Origin of the sequence: Streptomyces sp. NPDC006458 (assembly GCF_040612135.1) — a bacterium.
Taxonomy (GTDB): Bacteria; Actinomycetota; Actinomycetes; order Streptomycetales; family Streptomycetaceae; genus Streptomyces.
Window position 1 is genome coordinate 41772 of the sequence record NZ_JBEXPR010000025.1, and the last position, 21302, is coordinate 63073.

Here is a 21302-nt window from a genome sequence, read left to right on the forward strand (position 1 = left end):
GAGGAACCTTTCGAAGTGGACATGTTGTGGAGCGGCTGGGGCGACCCGGCCAAGGCGGCCCCGCTGCCCGACTCGGTGACCGGCCTGCTGCGGGACCTGCTCGGCGTCACCCCCGGCGCGAGCGGCCCGGCGGACCTCGGCGACATCGCGGTACCCGCCCCGGCGCTCACCGACGAGGCGCGCGCCGCGCTGAGGGCGGCCGTCGCCGCGGAGGACGCGCTGCGCGAGGACGCCGAGAGCCGCATCCGGCACACCCGTGGCAAGTCCACCCCCGACCTGCTGCGCATCCGCGCGGGCGAGGTCGACGACATCCCGGCCGCCGTCCTGCTGCCCGCCGACCACGACGAGGTGCTGGCCGCCCTGCGTGTCTGCGCCGCGCACGGCCTGTCCGCCGTCCCGTTCGGCGGTGGCACGTCCGTCGTCGGCGGGCTCACTCCGCAGACGAAGCGGCCGTTCGTGGCGCTCGACCTGCGCCGCCTCGACCGTCTCCTGGCGGTCGACGAGGTGTCCCGCACCGCCACGCTCCAGCCCGGACTGCGCGGACCGCGGTGCGAGGCGCTGCTCAACGAGCGGGGCTTCACGCTCGGCCACTTCCCCCAGTCGTTCGAGTGGGCGACCGTCGGCGGTTTCGCCGCGGCCCGCTCCAGCGGCCAGGCCTCCTCCGGGTACGGCCGCTTCGACGAGATGGTCCTCGCCCTCACCGTCGCCACGCCCGAGGGCACCCTGGAGACCGGCCGGGCCCCCCGCTCGGCCGCGGGCCCCGACCTGCGCCAGCTCGTCCTCGGCTCCGAGGGCGCGCTCGGCGTCATCACGGCCGTGACCGTGCGCATCCGCCCCCTGCCGCGCAAGCGGGTCTACGAGGGCTGGCGTTTCGCCTCCTTCGAGGAGGGCACCGCCGCGCTGCGCCGCCTCGCGCAGGACGGCCCGAGGCCCACCGTGCTGCGTCTGTCCGACGAGACGGAGACGTTCATCGGCCTCGCCCAGCCCGACGCCATCGGCTCCGCCGACGCCCCGCAGCCCTCCGGCTGCATGGCCGTCACCGGCTACGAGGGCACCGAGGAGGAGACCGCCGCCCGGCGCGCCGCGGCCCGAGAGGTCCTGCTCGCCTGCGGCGGCGAGTACCTCGGCGAGGAGCCCGGCGACCGCTGGGAGCACGGCCGCTACAACGCCCCCTACCTGCGCGACGCGCTGCTCGACGCCGGCGCGTTCGCCGAGACGCTGGAGACGGCCGGATTCTGGTCCGCGCTGCCGGGCCTGTACGCGGCCGTGCGCGAGGCCCTGACCGCCACCCTGACCGCGGCCGGCACGCCGCCGCTGGTCATGTGCCACATCTCGCACACCTACGAGAACGGCGCCTCGCTCTACTTCACGGTCGTCTCGGCGCAGGGCGAGGACGCCGTCGCCCACTGGGAGCCGGTGAAGCAGGCAGCGAACGACGCGATCCTGGCGGCCGGCGGCACCATCAGCCACCATCACGGCGTAGGCACCGACCACCGCGACTGGTACGCCCGGGAGATCGGCCCGCTGGGCATCCGGATGCTCCAGGCCGTCAAGGCCGAGGTCGACCCGGCCGGGGTGCTCAGCCCCGGCGTCCTCCTCCCCGTCCGCTGACCCCGGCGCGCCCCTTCCCCGCGCCGTTCACTCTCCCCGCGCCGTTCCCTCTCCCCGCGCCGTTCGACTTCCCGCCGTCCGTCCCGTTCCCTGCCGCCCGGAGGCCTGATCCATGCGACAGTTCACCGCCGTCGTCAACCCCGCCGCAGGCGGTTCCAGCGGGGCGGCGGGCCTGCTCCCGCTGGCCAGACTGCTGCGGGAGGCGGGCGCGCGGCTCGACACCGAGTACAGCCGCAGCCTGGAGCACGCCCAGGAGCTCGCCCGGCGGGCCGGGGCGCGGGGACACGTCGTGCTCGCCGTCGGCGGTGACGGCATGGCCGGCTGCGTCGGCGGCGCGCTCAGCGGCACCGACACCGTGTTCGGCCTGGTCCCCGCCGGGCGCGGCAACGACTTCGCCCGCGCTCTCGGCCTGCCCACCGACGCCCCCGGCCTCGCCCGGGTGCTGCTGGAGGGCACACCCCGCGCCGTGGACACCATCGAGGTGGAGTCCGCGGTGCACGACCGGGTCCACGTCCTCGGCAGCGTGTACGCGGGTGTCGACGCGGTGGCCAACCACCACGCCAACACCTCCCGGCTGCTGCGCGGAGCGGCGTCGTACTACGCGGGCGGCCTGCGCGCGGTCCTCGGCTGGCGGCCCGCCGCCTACCGGCTCACCATCGACGGCGTGCCGTACGAGCGCACCGGCTACACCGTCGTCGCGGCGAACTCCGGCTACTACGGCTTCGGCCGCAACATCGCCCCGGGCGCCCGCCTCGACGACGGACTGCTGGACGTCGTGGTCATCTCGCACGCCCCGAAGCGGCTGTTCTTCACCATGATGAACGAGCTGAAGACCGGCGCCCATGTGCGGCGGCCCCAGGTCGAGGTGCTGCGCGGCAAGGAGATCCGCATCGAGGCCGACCGCACCGTCCCGTACGGCGCGGACGGAGAGGTCGACGCGGCCCTTCCGGTGACGGTACGGGTGCGGCCCGGGGCACTGAACGTCCTGGCCTGAGGCGGCAGCGCACCGCGCGTCCTCACCGCCGGCGGTGCCGGTGCTCCGGCCGCGCGGAGAACGATCACTTCGGCCATCGTTCACGGAACACCTCCCCGGGGGAGGGGTGTTGTTCCACCGTCACCGCGACCGTCATGCCCGCCCTGTTCATGCCTCACATCGGGACGGACCTCGTGACCGCAGCGCGCACCCGCCGCAAGCGCCGTAACCTCGCCCTCTCCCTCGTCGCGGTACCGGCGCTGGCCGCCGGTGCCCTCACCGCCGCGCCGGCCCACGCGGCCCCGGCCGACGACATCCGCGTCAACGAGGTGGTGACCACCGGAAGCGTCGAGGACTCGATCGAGCTGTACAACAAGGGCACCGCCACGATCGACGTCTCGGGCTGGGTCCTCAAGGACGACAACAACAGCTCCTCGTACAAGATCGCCTCGGGGACCACGCTGGCCCCAGGCGCGTTCCGTTCCTTCGACGTGCACGCCAAGTTCGGTCTGGGCTCCTCGGACAAGGCCCGCCTGTACCTGGCGGACGGCAGCACGCTGGTCGACAGCTTCACCTGGAGCTCGCACTCCGCGCCCTCCTGGTCGCGCTGTCCGGACGGCACCGGCGCGTTCCGGTCGGCCGCCCTCACGCTGGGCGCGGCCAACAACTGCGGCACCGGGGGCGGGCCCACGCCGGTGGCCTGGCCGGGCGGCGGCTCCGTCGCGAACGCCGACGCCTCAGGCGTCTTCGGCACCGACCTCAGCGGCCTCCACCAGGAGGGCGGCGTGCTGTGGGGCGCCCAGAACAGCGGCAGACTGTGGCGCCTGCTGCCCAACGGTTCCGGCGGCTGGACCCCGGACACCACGAACGGCTGGTCCTCCGGCAAGACCCTGCGCTTCACCGGCGGCACCGGCACCGCCGACAGCGAGGGCGTCACCGTCACCGGCGGCGGTTCCGCGGCCGGTGTGTTCGTCGCCAGCGAGCGCAACGGCGACGCCTCGGGCACCAGCCGGCTGTCCGTCCTGAAGTACGACGTCAGCGGCACGGGCACCTCGCTCACCGCCGCCAAGGAGTGGAACCTGACCGCCGACCTCCCGGCGGTGGGCTCCAACGCCGGCTTCGAGGCCGTCACCTGGGTCCCGGACTCCGCCCTGACCGGCGCCGCGTTCCAGGACGCCTCGACCGGCGCGCCGTACGACCCGGCCCGCTACGGCGCCCACAGCGGCGGCGTGTTCTTCGTCGGCGTCGAGGGCACCGGCATGGTGTACGGCTACGTCCTGCAGGACTCGGGCACGTTCACCCGCGTCGCCTCCGTCAGCAGCGGCATGAGCGGTGTGATGGAGCTCCAGTGGGAGCCCGCGGCCTCCCGCCTGTGGGTCGTCTGCGACGACACGTGCGGCGGACAGCACCGCACGATGCAGGTCAACGCCTCGGGTGCCCTCGCCACCGTCGCGGTCTACAACCGTCCCACGGGTATGCCCGACTACAACAACGAGGGCTTCGCCGTGGCCGGTTCGGACGCATGCGTCGGCGGCTCCAAGCCCGTCTACTGGGCCGACGACGCCAACGACGGCGGTCACGCCCTGCGCAAGGGCACGATCACCTGCTGACCCGCTGAGGAGCGGTCGCCGATCCGGTGAGGCGCGGCCGCTTCCGCCGGTCGGGCCCCGGTCCGGGTTGGCGCGCGCTCCCTGAGCAGGGCCCTGACACGGTCCTCGGACACGTCCGGGTGCTGGGCGCCCGGTCCGGGCCACCTGGTCCGAGGCCGGGAAGCGTTCCCCGAAATGCCGCAGAGGGCCGCGGCAGTTGGAGATCGGGCGGCGCCGGACCGTGGCGGTCTCGCCGAGCCGTTCGAGCCGTGCCGCGCCGAACTCCCTCACCCCGGCCCTCGTGACGCTGGAACTTCAGCTCTGGCCCCGGGTCTCCTCCAGCCAGGAGAGTTTCTCCGTCAACTCCCGGTAGCGCGCGGCCAGCTCGCCGTGTCCGGACTCCGCGAGCCGCGCCAGGCCGGTGCGTTCGGTGTCCAGCGTCTCGCTGAGCAGCACCGCCCGGCCGGACTCCAACGCCCGTACGGCACCGGAGAGATCGCCGGTGCGGACGTAGGTGTGGGCGGCGTCGGCCGGCAGCGTGTCGGCGACGCGCAGCCAGCTCTCCTTGTGCAGGCGGACGCCCTGGCGGCGATAGGCCGTCGCCAGGGCGTCCAGCCCGAGCCGGTAGGCGTCGGACGCCTCGGTCCACTCCTCACGGAATGTGGCCCAGCTGCCCCAGTTGCGGGCGGCCTCCAGGGCCCAGCGCATCCCGCGCTCGATCCCGGACCGGCAGGCCTCCTCAAGGGCCGCGGCGGCGGCCCGCCGGTGGGCGTCCTCACCGGTGTGCGCGTGCAGGTCGCGCAGGAAACAGCCGAGGCTGTTGAGCCGCAGCGGCCGGTCCGGGGACATCACGGGCGTGGCGTCCACCGCCTCGCGCAGGAGCTCGATCGCCCGCTCCAGGTCGGCGACCTCACCGCGCAGCAGCCATCTCCGCCACAGCGCGCCTCCCGTGTTCCCCGCGACGCGGACGCGTTCCATGGCCTTGCCGGGCAGCAGCTCCAGTGCCTCGGTATGGGCCGCGAGGCCGGTGTCGAGGTCGCTCGGGTCGGCCGCGTCTTCGTAGCGGTCCATCAGGGCGTTGCCGAGGTTGTCGAGGAAGACCGGCCGGTCGGGCGACGAGGCGACGACCAGTCCGACGGCCTCGCGCAACAGGGTGATCGCCTCGTCCAGGTCGTCCCGCTCCTCAAGGTGCTGGTAGCGCTCGCGGACGACGTTCGCCAGATCATTAAGCACCCCGGCCCGGCCGACCGCGGAGTCGGGAAGGGCGGCCAGCGCCTGGCGGTGCAGCGCGACGGCCTCGTCGAGGTCGACGACCGAGCCCGTCCGGGTGAAGCGGTCCAGCAGGACGTTGGCCAGGTTTCCGAGGGTGTCGGGCCGCTGGGACGCGTGCGGCGGGAGCAGGTCCACGGTCCGGCGCAGAACGGTGACGGCCTGCTCCAGGTCGGCCATGTCACCGGCCGTCCCGTGCCGCAGACGCAGGGCCCAGCCGAGGTTCTCCAGGTACAGGGCAAGAGCCGGGGCCGTGGGTGGGGTGTCTGTCACCAGGCGGTCGAGTCGGCCGAGGGCGAACGAGAGATCCTCCGGCGCGCCCGTACGCTCGTAGCGCCTGAGCCTGCTGCGTGCGGTGTTGTTCAGGTCCCCCGGGGAGGTGGCGGTGCCCGGCCGCAGTTCGGCGGCCCGGTCGAACAGTTCCACCGAGCGGTCGAGGTCCGGCAGGTCCCAGGTGTGTTCGTAGCGGTAGGCCAGGGCCGTCGCCAGGTGGGTGAGTCTGCTCGCGAGGGACGGGGCCGTGTCGTCGCTGAGGGCGACACTGCTCTCCAGGCAGGCGACGGCGCGTTCCAGGTCCTCCTCGTCGCCGTGGTGCAGATAGCGGGCCGCGAAGACCTGACCGAGGGTGCTCAGGCACAGCGGCATCAGGGGAGCGTCCTCGTCGAGCAGTTCCAGCGCGTGCTCCCCGGCGTCGACGGCCTCTTCGAGCTCCGCCGGGTCCGCCGACCGTTCATAGCGGTCCAGGTGGGTCAGGGCGAGGTTGTTCCAGTGGTGCGGGGCGCCCGCGGAGCCGTCGGGGCGGGCCGCGGTGGCGTGGCGAAGCAGTTCGGTGGCTTCGTCGAGGTCCTCGCCGCGGCCCTCCCGGTAGTAGCGCCGCGTGAGCGCGCTCGCCAGGACTCCGGCCTGTCTGGGGCCGTCCGCGGCCGTGGCGGGACTGGTGTCGTGGGCCTGCCGGGCGACACGCACCGCCTCGGCGAGGTCGTCCGGGTCGCCGAGGTCCTCGTGGCGTTCCAGCAGGGCCAGGGCGAGATTCGCCTGACGCAGCGGCATGTGGGGCGACCTGGGCGGGGTGAGGGCCACGGCACGGCCACAGCCCTCGACCCACGCGTCGAGATCGGCCGCGGCGCCGTCGCGCCCGTAGCGGTACATGTGGGCGGACGCCAGGTTCGTCACGTGGAGCAGGTGGTTGGGCTCGTGCGGTCCGCCGAGTGCCACGGCGCGGGAGTGCAGGTCCACGGAGCGGTCGAGCAGGTCGGGCGTGCCTTCGAGGTCGTACAGGTCGGACAGGACCAGGCCCAGATTGTCCAGGACGGTGCAGTCGCCGGGCTCCAGGACGAGAGCCCGCGCCAACACCTCATGTGCGCGCTCCAGTTGTGACCGATCGCCCGTCTCCGCGTGGCAGGCGCGCAGGCAGTTGCCCAGGTTGTTGAGCGAGTCGGCGTCGGGGGCGAGCGCGGCGTGCTCCTCGTGCGCGGCGAGCGCCTCGTCGAGCAGTGCCGCGTCCCCTTCCGCCTCGTGGAGGTCGAGCAGCGCCCCGCCCAACTCCTCCAGACAGTCCCGGGTCCGGTGCTCGCGGAGCAGTTCCCTCAGCAGCCGTACGGCCTCACGAGCCGCCTCCGGGTCGCCGGTCTCCGCGTAGGCGTCGCGAGCGCGGTACGCCGCGGCGGCGGCGGAGTCGTCGGTCACGGGAACGTCCCCCTTCGGGCGTCGGATCGCCTTCCCAGTCTGAGGGTTCCTCTACGCTGAGTACCGGCGGACCGGCATGCAGCCCGAGAACAGGGGGTGACGGGTGGACCGCTTCGAAGAGATCCGCGCGGCCCGGCGCGAACTCGACGCCGTCGTGGAGGAGATCCGGCAGCTGGAGGGGTTCGAGGGCTTCCTGCCCGAGCCGACCGAGCAGGACGTCCACGGCGCGGCGGGCGAACAGCCCCTGGTGTACCTCTCGGCCGCGGAACGCGGCGGTGTCGCGCTCGTCGTGCACGGGGGCGACGTACGGCCGGTGGAGCTGCCCCGGCTGACCGCCGACGCGGTACGCACGCGTTTCCAGACGCACGACGACACCCATACGGCCTACCGGGCGGACCGCGTCGGGCGGCTCACCGAGTGGGAGAAGTCCCTTGAGGACACGGCGAAATGGCTCTGGGACGACCTCATGGGTCCCGTGTGCGCCGCGCTGTCCGACGCGGACGAGGCCGTGCTGGTGGCCGGCGGACTGCTGGGCCTGCTCCCCCTGCACGCCGCATGGACGCAGGACGCGACAGCGCCCACCGGACGCCGCCACGTCCTCGACGACCTCGTCGTCAGCTACGTTCCCAACGCACGCTCCCTGACCACCGCACGCGCCCTCGCCCGACGGCCCGTGGAGCATCTTCTGGTCGTGGTGGACCCGCCCCGGGACGACGGCCGTGACCCGCTGGGCGCGGCGGAGAGCGAGGCGCGGGCGGCGGCCGCCGCCTTTCCCGGGCGGACCCGGGTGCTGCGCGGGCCGGAGGCGAACGCGCGCGCCACGCGCGAAGCCCTCGCCGTCGCCGACGCCGCCCACTTCGCCTGCCACGGCCGGGCCGACCTGCTCACCCCGCTGGACAGCCGCCTGCTGCTCGCGGGATCGGACACGCTGCGCCTGCGCGATCTGCTCGAACTCCGGCTGCGGCTGCGGCTCGCGGTCCTGTCGGCCTGCGAGACGTTCCGTCCGGGCACGGTGCTGCCGGACGAGGTGGTGTCGCTGCCCAGCGGGCTTCTGCAGGCCGGCGTCGCGGGGGTCGCCGCGGCGATGTGGTCGCTGCCCGATGAGCCGACCGCGCCGCTGCTGATCGACTTCTACCGGCGCTGGCGCACCGAGGGCGTGTCTGCGGCCAGGGCGCTGCGCGACGCCCAGGTGTGGCTGCGCGACGCCACCGACGGCCAGAAGCTCGCCTTCTTCCAGCAGGCGCTCGACGCGGGCGAGCCCTGGCTGCCGCGGGACGAGACGACCGAGGGCCTGCTGCTCATGCTGGAGTTCCAGGAGCCCGGCGGGCGGTGCTTCGACACCCTGCACTCCTGGGCGGGTTTCGGCTACTTCGGGGCGTGACGGAGCGACATGATCAGAGTCGAGGCGCTGCCCGCCCAGGAGGGCGACTGCCTGTGGGTGGAGTGGACGCACCAGGGGCGTGTCCACCGCATGCTGGTCGACGGCGGGCGCGGCGGCCGGGGCGGGACACTGCCCGCAGGACTGGCCGCCCGGTTCGCCCGCCGTCCGGTCACCGAGCGCGTCTTCGACCTGGTGGTCTGCACCCACCTGGACGCCGACCACATCGGTGGCCTGATCCCCCTGTTCCGGCACCCGCCCGAGGGCTTCGCCGCCGAGGACGTGTGGTTCAACGGCGACCGGCAGCTCCTCGGTGACGTGCTGAGCTACGCCCAGGCGGACGCGCTCTCCCGATTACTCAGGGACCAGCCCTGGAACAGGTGGTTCGCCGGACGCCAGGTCGAGGTGCCGGACAGCGGAGAACTGCCGGTCGTCCCCCTGCCTGGCCTGCGTCTGACCCTGCTCTCCCCCACGAGCAGGACGCTGGTGAGGCTTGGCCGGGACTGGACACGGGAGGTGGCCCGGGTCGAACGGCAGCGGCTCGCGCCGACGCCGGAGGCCGACCCGGACGTCCTGCGCGGCGGCGACGCCGGGCTCACCTGGGACGAACTGACCGACGCCCCGTACCAACGCGACGAGTCCCTGCCCAACAGGTCGAGCATCGCCTTCCTCGCCGAGCACGAGGACGGCTCCCGGGTGCTGTTCGCCGCCGACGCGCACGCCGAGACACTGCGCGCCGGCCTGCGCCGCCTGGACGGCACGCCGTGGGGGCGGCCGTACCGGGTGGACCTGTGCAAGGTGCCCCATCACGGCAGCAGCCGCAACCTGAGCCCGCTGCTGCTCGCGCAACTCGACTGCCGTCACTGGCTGTTCTCCACCAACGGCGCGCGGTTCGGGCACCCCGACCGGCGGGCCGTGGCCCGGCTCGTGGAGCGGTGCGAGCGACCCACACTGTGGTTCAACTACCTGTCCCCCAGCACCGCCGAGTTCGCCTGCCCGGAGCTGGCGGCCGAACGCGGCTTCACCGCCGTGCACCCGCCCGAGGACCGTCCCGGCATCGATCTGACGGTGTCGGGCGGCCGGGTCGCACCGACCGACACCACCGCAGGGAGGGCGCCGTGAATCCCGATCCGGCTCTCGTCGAACTCACCGACCTCTGGTACCGCCTGCCCGGCCTGGTCGGCGACGCCTGGCCCGAGCTGCGCCCCCGGCTGCTGGCCGCCGTGGAGGAGGTGGCCACCGCGCCGCCCGAGGAGTACGAGCGTCGGGCTCGCGCGCTGCTGGGTCTGCTGCGCGGACATGCGGAGGTCAGACGGCGTCTCGCCCCGGCGCTGATCGGCCGTACGATCCCCACCGACCGCTCCGCCGATTCCGGGGCGGGCACCGGCGGCCGCCCGGCACTGGAACTGGCCCGGCGCGCGGGCATCGTGCTGCCGGGCGACGAGAACCCGGCCGGCCGGTGGCTCACCGCCGAGGCGGAGTCCGCCGAGGCGGAGCACCCGGGGTCCTGGTCCCTGGCCTTCGCCGTCGCCGAGGCACCCGGGCGCGCGGCCGCGGCCGCGCCGCTCGGCGATCTCGGCGGACCCGTGACACTGACCGTGGAGGTCGCGAGCACCGACGCCCAGGTGGACGTCCGCACCGACACGCTCACCGTGCCCCGCCAGGGCCCCTCGCCGGACCGTGCGCACTTCCTGGTGACACCGGCCCGATCAGGCCCCGTCCAGGTCCTGGCCCTCTTCCGCCGCGACGGCAACCTCGTGCAGTGGATGACCGTCAACCTCGGCGAACAGGGGGTACGCGCCCGGACACAGGGCCTGACCCGGACAGCGGCCACCGAGGTCCGTGAACGCGGCCTGACGATCCAGGTGTTACGCGGCCTGACCGGCCACCAACTCGTCGTGAGCGGCTTCGGTCAGGCGTGCCGGGCCGCGCTGACGCTCAAGGACAGGGACCTCGACGACATCGCCAGGCAAGTGCGCGAACCTCTGCGCGCGCTGGCCGATGCGTGCGCCCGGACGTCCGACACCTCCCCGTGGCCCGGACCGTCCTTGGCCGAGGACGTCTTCGAGCGGCACACCAGGCTGCTGGCCGAGGCCGGCTGCCGGATGTTCCGCCGCCTCTTCTTCGACGGGGACGCCCAACTGGAGGCGGTGGGGCGGCAGATCGAGCGCTACCTCGCCGCGGACGCGCCCCGCAGCGTGCAGTTCATCACTGAGGAACCTCTCCTTCCCTGGCATCTGATGTGCCCCGTCGAGCACCTGCGCGACGCCGACGTCCGGCACATCCTGGGGTTGCGGCACGAGGTCGACTGCGTCCCGCTCGTGCCGAACGCCACCCGTGCCGTCACCGAGGTGGCCATCGACACCGGCCCCGGAGTGAACGTCACCCTGGGCCTCAACCGCAGCATCGACCGCGGCGGCGAACGCGACCTGGTGGCGAAGCAGGAGGCGTACTGGCGCGGGTACGTCGAGAAAGGTCTGGTCGGCCTCACCGTCCAGGACGAGCACCGTTCCGTCCTCGAAACCCTGTGCGGGTACGGCTCACCGGCCGAGATCGTCTATCTCTACTGCCACGCCACCGCCCACGACCCGGACGACGACGGCCCCGAGCACGCCCGGCTCACCGTGGAGGGCACCGACGGCGGCATTCTGCTGCGCAGCCTGCACGACAGCGGGGGTGCCCTGCCCGGCCCGCCCGTGATCGTGCTCAACGCGTGCGGCACGACCTTCGCCTCCTCCCTGTCCACGCTGAGTTTCCTCACTCACTTCCTCGCCCGCTCCCGCGGCGTGCTGGGCACCGAGGCGGACATCCCGGCGCCCTTCGCCGCGGCCTGGGCCACGGCCTTCTTCGACCGCCTCCTCGCCGGCGAGCGCATCGGGGCGGCCGTACGCGCCACCCGCGAGCACTTCGTCACCGAGCACCGCAATCCGCTGGGGCTGCTCTACGCCCTGTACTGCAACGGGGACACGGTCCTGCGCCCCGCCATCGGGCCCCTGCCGGAACGGCCCGTGTCCGCGCCCGTGCCCGCGTCCTAGGGCCGACCGGGATCGGGGTCCGGGAGCCCGGCCGTCTCGATCAGGCGGCGGGCGTACGTCCAGGCGGCCTCCTCCACCCAGGACACCCGGACGGTGCGTATCCAGAAGGCCAGCAGGGCGAGGTCGGCGAGGACGAGCACCGCGGACACGGCGGCCTGGGTGGTGTCGGACGGCGGTCGGCCCAGGGTCGCGTGGAGCAGGGCGGCGAGCAGCCCGGCCGCGCCGGCCCCGAGGGCGAGGGGCCGCAGGCCCAGGGTGTTGCGGCGGAAGCCGTACTCGCTGTTCTCCTCCGCCACCAGGTCGGCGCCCGGCAGTGCCCGAGCCCGTGTGCGCAGCACCGAGCCCGCCGCCTCGTACACCGCGTCGGCGGTCCGCGGATCGGACCGCTCCTCCTCGGCCGACGGCATGCGCAGCGGTGGCCCGGCTATCTGCTCGATACGGGCGTGGAGATAGGCCAGTTGGGCGGCGGCGGTCGGCCCGCGCCAGCGCAGCAACTGCACCGTGGGTTTCCCGCCCCAGCGGTCGAACAGTCCGGGCTCCAGCCGCCGCCCCCGGCTCCGGCTGAACTGGCCGAGAAGCAAGGGCAGTCCGCACACCAGGACGAGCATCCACACCCGGCGCGCCGACGACCACGCCGGGACCAGTACGGCCAACGGCAGGGCGACGGGCAGCGCCGCGATCAGCACCGGGCGGACACGCGCCCGCCAGGTGTACGGGTCGAGCACGCGGGACAACACGCCTTGGTCCATTGCCGCCCCCTCGCTTTCCGGACACGCCCCCTGCGGTCCGTATCAAGGAATACCCTGGGCGAACCGGGACCGAATCGCCATTGTCCACAGGGCAGCGGACTTTTCCTACAAGATGCTCTCCGGCCGACGCCGCACGGTTCGCCCCGGCGGCACACAGTTCACGCGACACCGCCCGGAGCCACCCTGCCCGGCCCGGAGTCACCCGACACCGCACGGTTCACCCGACACCGCCCGGAGCCACCCAGCCCGGCCCGGAGTCACCGACGCCGCCCGGGGTCACCCGCCAGTCACCCGGCATCCCGTAGAGCCGACTGCACCCGCCGCACGGCCTCCGTGTAGCGCCGTTGCAGGGCGTCCGGCAGCCGGCCCAGCAGCGCGGGCACCAGCCCGAGCTCCTCGCTGAGCAGCACCGCGCGCCCCCGTTCCAGCCGGACCGCGGCCGCCTCGGGCCGCCCCGCCCTGGTCAGCGCGTACGCACCCTCCTGGGCGAGGCCCCGGGACGCCACGAGCCACGCCTCCCGATGGCTGCGCAGGGCCTGGGCACGATGCAGCGCCTCGGCGGCCCGGAGCAGATACCGGTCGGCCTCGCCGGCCTCGTCCCAGGCCGCCCGCCGCACCGACCAGCGAATCCAGTTGTCCGCGGCCGCCAGCGTCATCTCCGGGGCGATGCTCAGACCGGTCGTGCACGCCTCCCGGAACGACGTACGGGCCGCCTCCACGTCCTCCTCGGCGCCGCTCACTTCGGAGACCGCGCGCTGGGCCTCACCGAGCACGTTGAGCCTGCTCGCCCGGTACGGCGCGGCCGACGCGGTGATGGCGACGGCCTCGGCGAGCGCGTCCACCGCCTCGCGCAGCGCCGGCTCGCTCTGTTCCACCAGTCCGCCCAGGCGGAGGATCTCGGCCCGGTCGACCAGTGCGTTGCCCAGGTTGGACAGGAAGGTGGCCCGGCCCGCCATGCCCCACTCCGAGACCTCGATCGCCCTGCGGTAGGCCGCGATCGCCGCGTCCAGGTCCGTCAGGTCGACACGCTCACCCGGCATCGGCAGCGCGCGGTCGGGGAACTGCGTGCCGAAGCGGGTCAGCAGGGCGGTCCCGAGGTTGCTCAGCCACCCCGCCAGCTCCGGATCGTCCTCGTGTGCGGCCGTGACCGCGTCCTGGGCGAGACGCACTCCCGCCTGCAAGTCCTCGTCCTCGCACAGCCGTTCATGGCGGTCGAGCCGCAGCATCGCGAGGTTGCTGCACACCCGCGCCCACCCACGGGCGGTCCGGGGCAGGGCGGCCAGGGCGCGGGTACCGAGGCCGAGGGCGGCGTCCAGCTCGGTGAGCGCGCCGGTGGCGTCGTAGAGGTCCCACAGGCACAGCACCAAGGTGGCCGCCCGGTGGGCCCACGGTTCGGAGCCCTCCTCGGCCCCGTCGAGCGCCTCCCGCGCGATCCGCCGGGCCTCGGCCAGAACGTCGAGGTCGCCGGACACGTCGTAGCGATCGGTGAGCACGAGGGCCAACTCATGGGCCCACGCCGTACGGTTGGCCGCGTCCACGGTCATGGCGCGCCGGTACGCCTCCACCGCCCGTTCCAGGTGACGTTCGTCGCCCGCGTCCCAGAACCGCCGCCGGTGCGCCACGGCCACCTCGTCCAGCCGCTCGGCGAGCGCCTCCCCGCTCACCCCGTCGGCCTCCGCGCGCCGCAACGCGGCTTCGGCCCGATCCGGGTCCTCGACGTCCCCTTGCCGCATGGGCAACTCCCCTGTGTCGCTGAGGCGGCGGTGTCGCACGGTCGTGCCACCGCGCTCCGGCGACGGTCGGGTACGCCGGGGCATGGTGGGTCCACAGTGCCCCGACGGCGGCCGCGCACGCCAGACGTAGACGGATGTGCGAATGTCAGTGGCGCGTGATGGTCACCAGCTTCACGGGAGGGGTGATCATCGGCCTCCCGGGCGGCGGCTCAGGGCGTTGCGGTCAGTGTGCTCAGGCGTGGGGCGAGCCACGGCTTGCGGCCGCCGGCGCGCAGGTGTCCCAGGGCGATCGCCCTCCACATGGGTGTGCGGTGGAAGGCGACCAGGAGGAACGCGGTCGGGACGGCGGTGATCCGGCAGTCGTAGGAACGCGGCGCGGCGTCCCGGGTCACCGTCATCGTCCCGGCGTCGACGACGACCGCCAGGCGTGGTCCGCCCTTGATCGCGAGGTCGAAGGCGAGGCTGACGCCCCGGGCCCGGTCCTTGTCCAGGGCGAGCGGCATCATGGTCGGCAGGGTCTGCCCGAGCACCAGGCGGGCCTCGTCCGGGCCGATGGGCCAGGGGCGTTCGGCGCCGCGGGCGATGTCCAGGCCGTGCAGGAGGCTCTCGCTGAGCAGCATGCCGGTCGCCGTCGCCGGGGTCAGCACCGTCTCGGGCCCGTACCAGGGCGCGGGCACAGGGGTGTCGGGGGCGAGCCCTTCGGTCGACCGCAGGAACCTCTCGCCCCGCTCGGCGACGAACTTGCCCGGCCGCGCGCGTTCGGCGGCACCGAAGAGGGCGATCGACCTGGCGTTCAGGGCAGTGATCCGGTCGGCGAACGCCACGTCGCCCGGGGGCAGGAGCCCGTCCCAGTCCACCGACTCCTCGGTGCGGACCGCGGAGGTGAACGCCAGGTACACGGCCGCGAGGTGCGCCCCGACGTCTCCCACCGTCCATACCGGGACTCCGGAGGCCGCGTCCGGGTCCGGGACCTCACGCAGCAGTGCGACGAGCCGGGTGATCGCGTCGGCCAGCGCGGCCCGGGTACTTTCGTGCTCGGCGACGGCGTCGAACTCCGTGACGGTACCCATCCCACTCCCCGTATCGTGGACGGGTCCGCACCTTACCGGCGGGTAAGGATTTCCGACAGGGTTCCGCGGCGCAAACGGTGGCGCCGCCGTCACGGCCACGGCTCCGTCGGCCGCACCGTGTCGAAGGCCAGCCCGCTGGAGCTCTCCCCCGTCCCGGGTGCCTTCTCGCGGCGGACCCAGCTGTGCCAGGAGCCGTCGAACCAGCGGGCGAGGACCGGGCGGCGGGTCAGATGGACACCGTCGCGGGGGACTTCCTCCTCGTGCAACCAGAGTCCGGGGGTGATGAGACGGCCTTCGGGGCGGGAGTCGAGGCCGGGGCCGGTGAGGGTGGCCAGCCGGAAGCGGATCTGGTCGGCGCTCACCGCTTCGGGGACCAGGGGGAACCAGTAGTCCGGGACGATGGTCTGCACGGCGTAGGCGGGCAGTTCGCCGGGCGGGGCCGCCTCGGGCGGGGCGGTGCGGGCCCAGTGGTCGCGGCGGTCGACCGGTTCGCCGCGGCCGTCGGTGTAGTGGTGCTGAACGGCCCAGGCAAGGTTGGCCAGTTCGTCGCGGGTGAGCAGGACCCGTTCGAGGGGCTGCCCCGGCTGGCCGCGTTCGGAGGGCAGGACCAGCAGACCGGAGGCGGCGGGGAGGTCCGGGTCGGGGCCGTCGAGGGTGAACATCGACCAGGACGGGTCGTCGCGCCCGGAGCGCTGGACCAGGTGGTGGCGGCCGAAGACGTCACGCACCAGGAGCCGGTCCAGGACGGTCAGGGAGGCGGTCGGCACTTCCAGGGGGACGAGGAACCAGTCGTTGCCGAAGACCGTGGCGAACGAGATCAGCAGCAGCCGTCCGGTGTCCAGCGTGGACACGTCCGCCGAGCCGAGGTCGACCCGCGCGTCCTCCATCTCCCAGAAGCGGTCGGCCGGCAGTCCGCCGTACCGCACCGTCGACGGCAGGCCCTCCTCCGAGAACGCGCGGCTCTCCCCCGGCGGTGCCGCCTCGGTCTCCGGGTCGGGGTGGACGTCGAGGCTGTACCAGTCCAGGCCGTCGCCCTGGTACTCCGGGGCGCGCAGCACCGTACCCGCGGCGGACACCTCGGCGGCGTACTCGCCGCGGTGCGGGTCGAAGCAGTCCGGGCCGCGCTCCGCCAGCTGGACGGCCCACCAGGTCCGCCATCGTGCGGCGACCTCGGCCAGGCCCGGGGCGGCTCCGGCGTCGAAGGTGCCCGCGTCCAGGGCGGCGTCCACCGCCGCCGCGTCGGGCAGCCGGGCGTCGAGCAGGCCGATCAGGCTCGCGTCCGGCTCGGCGGCGGCCCGGAGCAGGTGCGGGGCCAGGGCCGTGAGGGCGGCCGAGAGCAGTCCCGCGTCGTCCGACATGCGCAGCAGCGCGGCGCCGCCCTCGGCGCGCAGCCGCTCGTCGATCCGGACGGGCTCGTCCTCGATGTGGGTGTCCAGCGGACCGTGGCCGAGTTCGTAGGGCACCCAGTCGGTGGCCCCGCCCGGCCGCCACGCGTCGATCGGCGCGCTGCTGCCGGACATCCGGACCACCGCCGGCGATCCGGCGTCCTGGGCGGTGAACTCCCCGAACTGCCACTGCCGGGTGAGCAGCCACAGCGGGTCGTGCACCCGGGCTGCCAGGCCGGCCTCCACGCTGCTGGACTGCTGGTCGAGGGTCCGGTGCCGCGACTCCAGCCGGAAGGGGCCGTCCGGGTCGGTGCCCCGTCTGAAGGTCTCGATCCTGGCCAGGGCCCGGCCGGTCGCCCCGTTCTGGGGGATGCGTACGGCGGGCAGGTGCGTCGCCCACGGCCGCAGGTCGTCGCGGTCCACGGCGCGCAGCTTCGCCAGTTCGAGGGTCTCGCACAGCACCTGCGCCAGGCCGTCGGCGGTCCAGCCGCGACCGAGGTCCGGCGGAACCGCGACGAGCACGCTGTGCGGGGCCTTGGCGTCCGGGCGGTCGAAGTGGAAGGCGACCCCGGTCAGTTCGGTCTGCGGGGCCGGTTCCGGCGTCGGCGCGGGCTGGTCCGCACCGGGCAGGAGTTCGATCCATTCGTCCAGTACGACACCGGAGACGGCCGCGTCGGGCGCGATGTCGGCGGGTGCGTGCCACACGAGATGGACGGTGGCGGGCGGGCGCTGTCCGGCCGGGAAGGGGCCGCCGATCCAGGCGTCACCCTCGCTCGTCGGATGCTGGGCGGCACGCAGCCGTTCCACCCGCTCGGCCCGGACTCCGGCGAGCAGCAGCGTCTCGTGCAGGGTGCGCGCCATCGGTCGTACGGCCGCGTTGCGGCGCAGCCAGTCCTCGATCTCGGCGCCGGGCAGACCGGTCCGCCCCGCCGGGGCGGGCGTCGGGGCGGTGAGCGCGGGCAGCAGCGGGATGTCCGCGCCGAGCACCGAGGACAGCGCCGTGCGGGCCCGCGAGAGCCAGGAGTCGGCCGTCTCCGGCGTGACCTGCTCCGCGGCCAGATCGCGCAGCTCGGCCGCGGCGGGGTGTGCGGCGACCGCCGGGCTCCCGGCGAAGGCGGCCAGCCGTGTCCGCAGCGCGGCCGTGTCGGCGGACCGCCCGGCGGGCTCCTCGGGCAGGTGCGCCGGCAGCAAGGGCTGTGCCGTGGACAGCAGGGACCGGATCCGGACCGCCCGGCCGTGCAGGGCGCTCCAGCCGGGTCCCGCGAACGTGACCGGGGTGTCCGGCGCGACGCCCATGGCGTTCTGAACGACCCTGTGAAGTGCGGCCGGTTCGGCGGAGGCCGCGTCCAGTACGGTGCTCAGCGCGCCCGGACCGAGCCGGTCGGCCGTGAGTTCGAACTCCTGCTTGGCGCCCAGTCGGCCGGCGAGTGTCCAGCCCGCCGCGGGGCCCAGCAGATGGGCGGCCCAGGACTCCAGCGCGGGTTGCAGCGCGGCGAGCGGATCGGCGGGCCAGCCCGTCGGTCCGGCCGGTTCGGCCGCGAGGAGCGCGGCCGTGCGGTGGGTGAGGGCGCGGGCCCGGTGCGGGGTGCGCAGAACACGGAAGGTGTCCGGCACGTCCTCACCGCGGCCGAGGGTGTCCGCGGTCAGACCCGCGCGGATCGGGTTGCCTCCCACCAGCTGGTGGACGCTCTCCGCCAGGATCAGATCGCCGACCGCGTCGAGCGCGTCGGCGAGGTCGTCCAGCAGCGGTGTCACCGCCGCGCGGTCGCTCTCCGACGCCACCACCGGCGCCTGGTCGATGACGCTGACCAGGTCGGGTGCGCCCGCCCCGGCCCGCGCGAGGGCCATGCCGTCGACGACGTTGCGCGCGGAGACCGCCTCGGCGCTGCGCGCCCACAGGTCCGCGTCTGGTTCCGCCGCCGCCGGCTCGGGCACGACCGGCAGGGGGAACTGACGGCGGAACCGTTCGACGAGATGGTCCAGTTGGGCGTCGTGCAGGGCGCGTTCGAACCGGTAGCCCAGCAGCGACCCCAGGTTCTGTCCCTGCCGTACGCCCCCGAGCAGCCAGCGGGCGACCCGGGCGCGGCGGGAGGTGAGGTTGACCGCGTAGCTCTGCTCGTCGGCGTTGCTGCGGAAACCGGAGCGCAGCACCGCGGCCGTGGCCGCGTGGTGCAACGAAGGCGCGTGGATGTAGCCGTCCTGCGGGGACACCTCGACCGTGGTCGGCTCGTCGTCCAGCTCGATCTCGAACCGCTCCCGCTCCACCGGCTGGCGCAGATCCTCCACCCAGCCGTAGCAGCCGAACCGGACGCCCTCGGTCCCCGCCGCCCGCAGGTCGGCCAGACGCTTCGACGCGAGGGAGGTGATCCACGCGTCCAGCCGGTGCGAGTGGACGTCGATGACCTCCAGCAGCAGCTCGGGCAGCCGGGTCACCGGCACGGCGGCCAGGGTCCGCATCGCCTGCTCCAGCCGGGGCAGCGCGTCGGCCGTGCGGCCGAAGGCCGCGACACGCTCGGCGCGCTCCTCGTCGCTCAGTCCCTCCAGTACGTCGGCCACCAGCTGGTCGACCTCGCTGGGGACGGCCAGGGCACGGCGCAGGGGGTCGTCGGTGTTCACGTCGTCGTCCCCGCGGAAGGGGAACCAGTTGGGCAGGAACAGCAGGGCGTCGAGCACGCCGCTCAGGTCGGGTTGTGTGTCCTCGCCTTCGGCCGGGACGCCGTCCTCACCTTCGACGGCCCCGTCGGCCTCGCCGGCACCCTCGCCTTCGACAGCTCCGTCGCCGACGCCCTCACCTTCGACGGGCTCCCCGCCTTCGCCCTCCCCCGAGGCCGAATCCGAGCCGGAATCCGAAGCCGAGCCGGAATCCGAACCCTCGCCCTCCCCCGGCTGCTCCCCCTCGCCCGACAACTCCTCGTCCACAAAGGGAAGTTCGAAGAACGTACTGCGCCGAGGCGGGATCTCCCGGCCGGTGGACAGCTCCACCGGCCACTGCAGGTCGTACGCCTCGGCGTCCAGTTCACCGGCGAGGAAGGCGCGGGCGGCACCCAGATAGTCGGCGGTGGCCGCCGCCCGGGCCGGGAAGGCCTCGGGGTCCGGGGCGAGCCGGGTGACGAACTCCGGGGCCCCCGTCTTCGGGTCCGTGTTCCAGCCGAGCGAGGTCCAGCCGTCGCCGGTGGTGGTCCAGCGCAGCGCCCCGTCCGGGGCGAGGCCGGGGACGCCCAGCTGCGCGGGGGGTTGATCGCGCGGCGTCTCGGACACGGAGCGCGCCGGCCCGTCCATGCGGACCATGGCCAGCCCGGTCGCCACCGGCAGCCGCTCCAGCGCCTCCACCGCGACCTGGTCCACCGGCTTGCCCGGCACGACTCTGGGGATGGCGCTCAGCTCGTCCTCGCTGCGCACCGCCGCGCGCCAGACCTCGCGCAGCCGCAGCAGCCAGGGCGCGAGCAGACCGTCCGCGTCGTCGACGCGTTCGGCGCGCCAGTCGTCGAGCGCGGTGACGGGCAGGACTCCGTACGGCTGGCGGCCGACCCTGAGCATCGGCAGCGGGCCGCGGCCCCGGACATGCTCGGCCAGGTGGTCGCGGACCGCGCGCCAGGGCCGTTCGGGGGCGACCTCGGTCTCCTGTCTGGTGCCCAGATGGAGCTTGGTCAGCGCCTCCTCGGCGAAGCCCTTGCCCAGGGTGGGCCAGGTGAGCAGGGTCAGCGCGGAGAGGGCCGAGGGGTCGGTGTCGGTGGCGCCGGAACAGCCGCGCAGGAAGGCGGCGTCCGGCAGGCCGAGCGCGGTGGCCAGAGTGTCGGCGACCGGCCGCTCCCCCGCCTCGGGATCGGGGTCCGGGCCCGGGTAGGCGGGGGCGGAGGACCAGCCGGAGCGGGCCCGCGGGGTGTTGTTGGTCGGTGTTCCTGAGGGCAGCAGACCGAGTCCGCCGCCGAACCGGTGTCCGTGCAGCAGGTCGCGCAGCCGGGCCGCGCCGTCCGCCGGCGCGTCTTCGCGTACGCCGACCACCAGCAGCTGGTCCAGTCGCTCCTCGTTCTCCGGCGGGACGATCAGCTCGACGCCCATACCGGCCTTCACCGCTTCGAACCAGTCGGTCTCCCAGCCCTCCTCGTCGGCCCGCAGCAGCCCGATCGGCAGCGGGTCGGGAACCGGGCGGCCCATCGTGTCCACCACCACCTGGCCGTCGGCCAGCCCGAGGAAGCGCCATTTCCGGGGCATCGGCACCGAGCGCGCGGAGTGCTCCCCCGGGTCGTCGGAGCGTTCGGCGGGCGGCGGGGCGCCGGGGCGGCAGGCGCGCACCGCCCAGGACGCGCGGGCCGGGCGCAGCTCGGTGAGCACCTTCCGCCAGGCTTCCGGGCCGGGGTTCTGCCAGTACGCGGTTGCGGCGGCCGCCTCGGCGGGGGTCAGCGCGGGCTCGAACCGGGAGAGCAGGATGTCGTCGGGATAGATCCGCACCCGCAGGGTGCGCGGCTCCCACCAGATGGTCTCCACCCGTACCGGGAGCAGCGCGATCGGCGCGGTGTTGTCCTCCGCGAAGAGTGCCGTGCCCTCCCCCAGGGCGCGGGTGAGTTCCTCCTGGGCGTCGGCGAGGAAGCCGTTCAACTGGTCGGCGGTGCCCTGGAGTTCCTGCTGGGCCAACTCGGCCTCGGAGAGCAGTTCGGCGGACGGGCGCGGCTCCAGGACGGGATCGGGCAGTCCGGCCTCGATGTGGTCCTGGAGGCGCCGTACGACGGCCTGCTGCTCGTCCGCGCGGGCCTGCGCGGCGAACGCATCGGTGCGGGCCCGGTCGAGTTGCGCGCGGGCGGCGAACGTGTCGGTCATGTCCCCACT

Annotated in this window: 11 protein-coding genes; 6 read left to right on the plus strand and 5 right to left on the minus strand. The window is 74.2% G+C overall.

The window, feature by feature from the left end; genetic code table 11:
* Positions 1-15: 15 nt before the first annotated feature.
* The 3 genes from ABZZ79_RS29470 to ABZZ79_RS29480 all read left to right on the plus strand — a co-directional run bounded on the left by ABZZ79_RS29470 (position 16) and on the right by ABZZ79_RS29480 (position 4194).
* Positions 16-1611 (plus strand): FAD-binding oxidoreductase, encoded by a 1596-nt coding sequence (locus tag ABZZ79_RS29470; protein ID WP_356693802.1) that lies wholly within the window; start codon positions 16-18, stop codon positions 1609-1611.
* A gap of 112 nt (positions 1612-1723) precedes the next feature.
* The gene (locus ABZZ79_RS29475; RefSeq protein ID WP_356693804.1) at positions 1724-2605 is read left to right on the plus strand and encodes a diacylglycerol kinase family protein; all 882 of its coding nucleotides are present in this window, start codon (positions 1724-1726) and stop codon (positions 2603-2605) included.
* A gap of 173 nt (positions 2606-2778) precedes the next feature.
* Positions 2779-4194: a lamin tail domain-containing protein gene (locus ABZZ79_RS29480; RefSeq protein ID WP_356693806.1), complete on the plus strand. Its 1416-nt coding sequence runs from the start codon at positions 2779-2781 to the stop codon at positions 4192-4194.
* Positions 4195-4488: 294 nt separating this feature from the next.
* Here the strand turns inward: ABZZ79_RS29480 and ABZZ79_RS29485 are convergent, their stop codons facing one another.
* Positions 4489-7128, minus strand: a complete 2640-nt coding sequence (locus ABZZ79_RS29485; protein WP_356693808.1) for a tetratricopeptide repeat protein — start codon at positions 7126-7128, stop codon at positions 4489-4491.
* Positions 7129-7231: 103 nt separating this feature from the next.
* Between ABZZ79_RS29485 and ABZZ79_RS29490 the strand changes: the two genes are divergently transcribed.
* From ABZZ79_RS29490 to ABZZ79_RS29500, 3 genes are read left to right on the plus strand one after another with little or no spacing between them, the layout of a single operon-like run.
* Positions 7232-8509 carry a CHAT domain-containing protein gene (locus tag ABZZ79_RS29490; RefSeq protein WP_356693810.1) on the plus strand — a complete coding sequence of 426 codons (1278 nt, stop codon included), beginning with the start codon at positions 7232-7234 and terminating at the stop codon, positions 8507-8509.
* A gap of 9 nt (positions 8510-8518) precedes the next feature.
* A complete protein-coding gene (locus ABZZ79_RS29495) occupies positions 8519-9628 on the plus strand; it encodes an MBL fold metallo-hydrolase (protein WP_356693812.1) in 1110 nt (369 codons plus the stop codon).
* Positions 9625-11541 carry a CHAT domain-containing protein gene (locus tag ABZZ79_RS29500; protein WP_356693814.1) on the plus strand — a complete coding sequence of 639 codons (1917 nt, stop codon included), beginning with the start codon at positions 9625-9627 and terminating at the stop codon, positions 11539-11541. Before ABZZ79_RS29495 ends, ABZZ79_RS29500 begins: the two co-directional genes overlap by 4 nt.
* Here the strand turns inward: ABZZ79_RS29500 and ABZZ79_RS29505 are convergent.
* The 4 genes from ABZZ79_RS29505 to ABZZ79_RS29520 form a co-directional block, all read right to left on the minus strand.
* Positions 11538-12290: a hypothetical protein gene (locus tag ABZZ79_RS29505; protein WP_356693816.1), complete on the minus strand. Its 753-nt coding sequence runs from the start codon at positions 12288-12290 to the stop codon at positions 11538-11540. The genes ABZZ79_RS29500 and ABZZ79_RS29505 overlap by 4 nt on opposite strands.
* 287 nt (positions 12291-12577) lie before the next feature.
* Positions 12578-14023 carry a hypothetical protein gene (locus ABZZ79_RS29510; RefSeq protein WP_356693818.1) on the minus strand — a complete coding sequence of 482 codons (1446 nt, stop codon included), beginning with the start codon at positions 14021-14023 and terminating at the stop codon, positions 12578-12580.
* 209 nt (positions 14024-14232) lie between these two features.
* Entirely contained in the window at positions 14233-15093 is an 861-nt protein-coding gene (locus ABZZ79_RS29515; RefSeq protein WP_356693820.1) for a maleylpyruvate isomerase N-terminal domain-containing protein, read from the minus strand.
* An 89-nt stretch (positions 15094-15182) separates the two neighbouring features.
* On the minus strand, positions 15183-21293 hold the full coding sequence (locus tag ABZZ79_RS29520) for a hypothetical protein (protein WP_356693822.1): 6111 nt from the start codon (positions 21291-21293) through the stop codon (positions 15183-15185).
* Between the last annotated feature and the right edge of the window lie 9 nt (positions 21294-21302).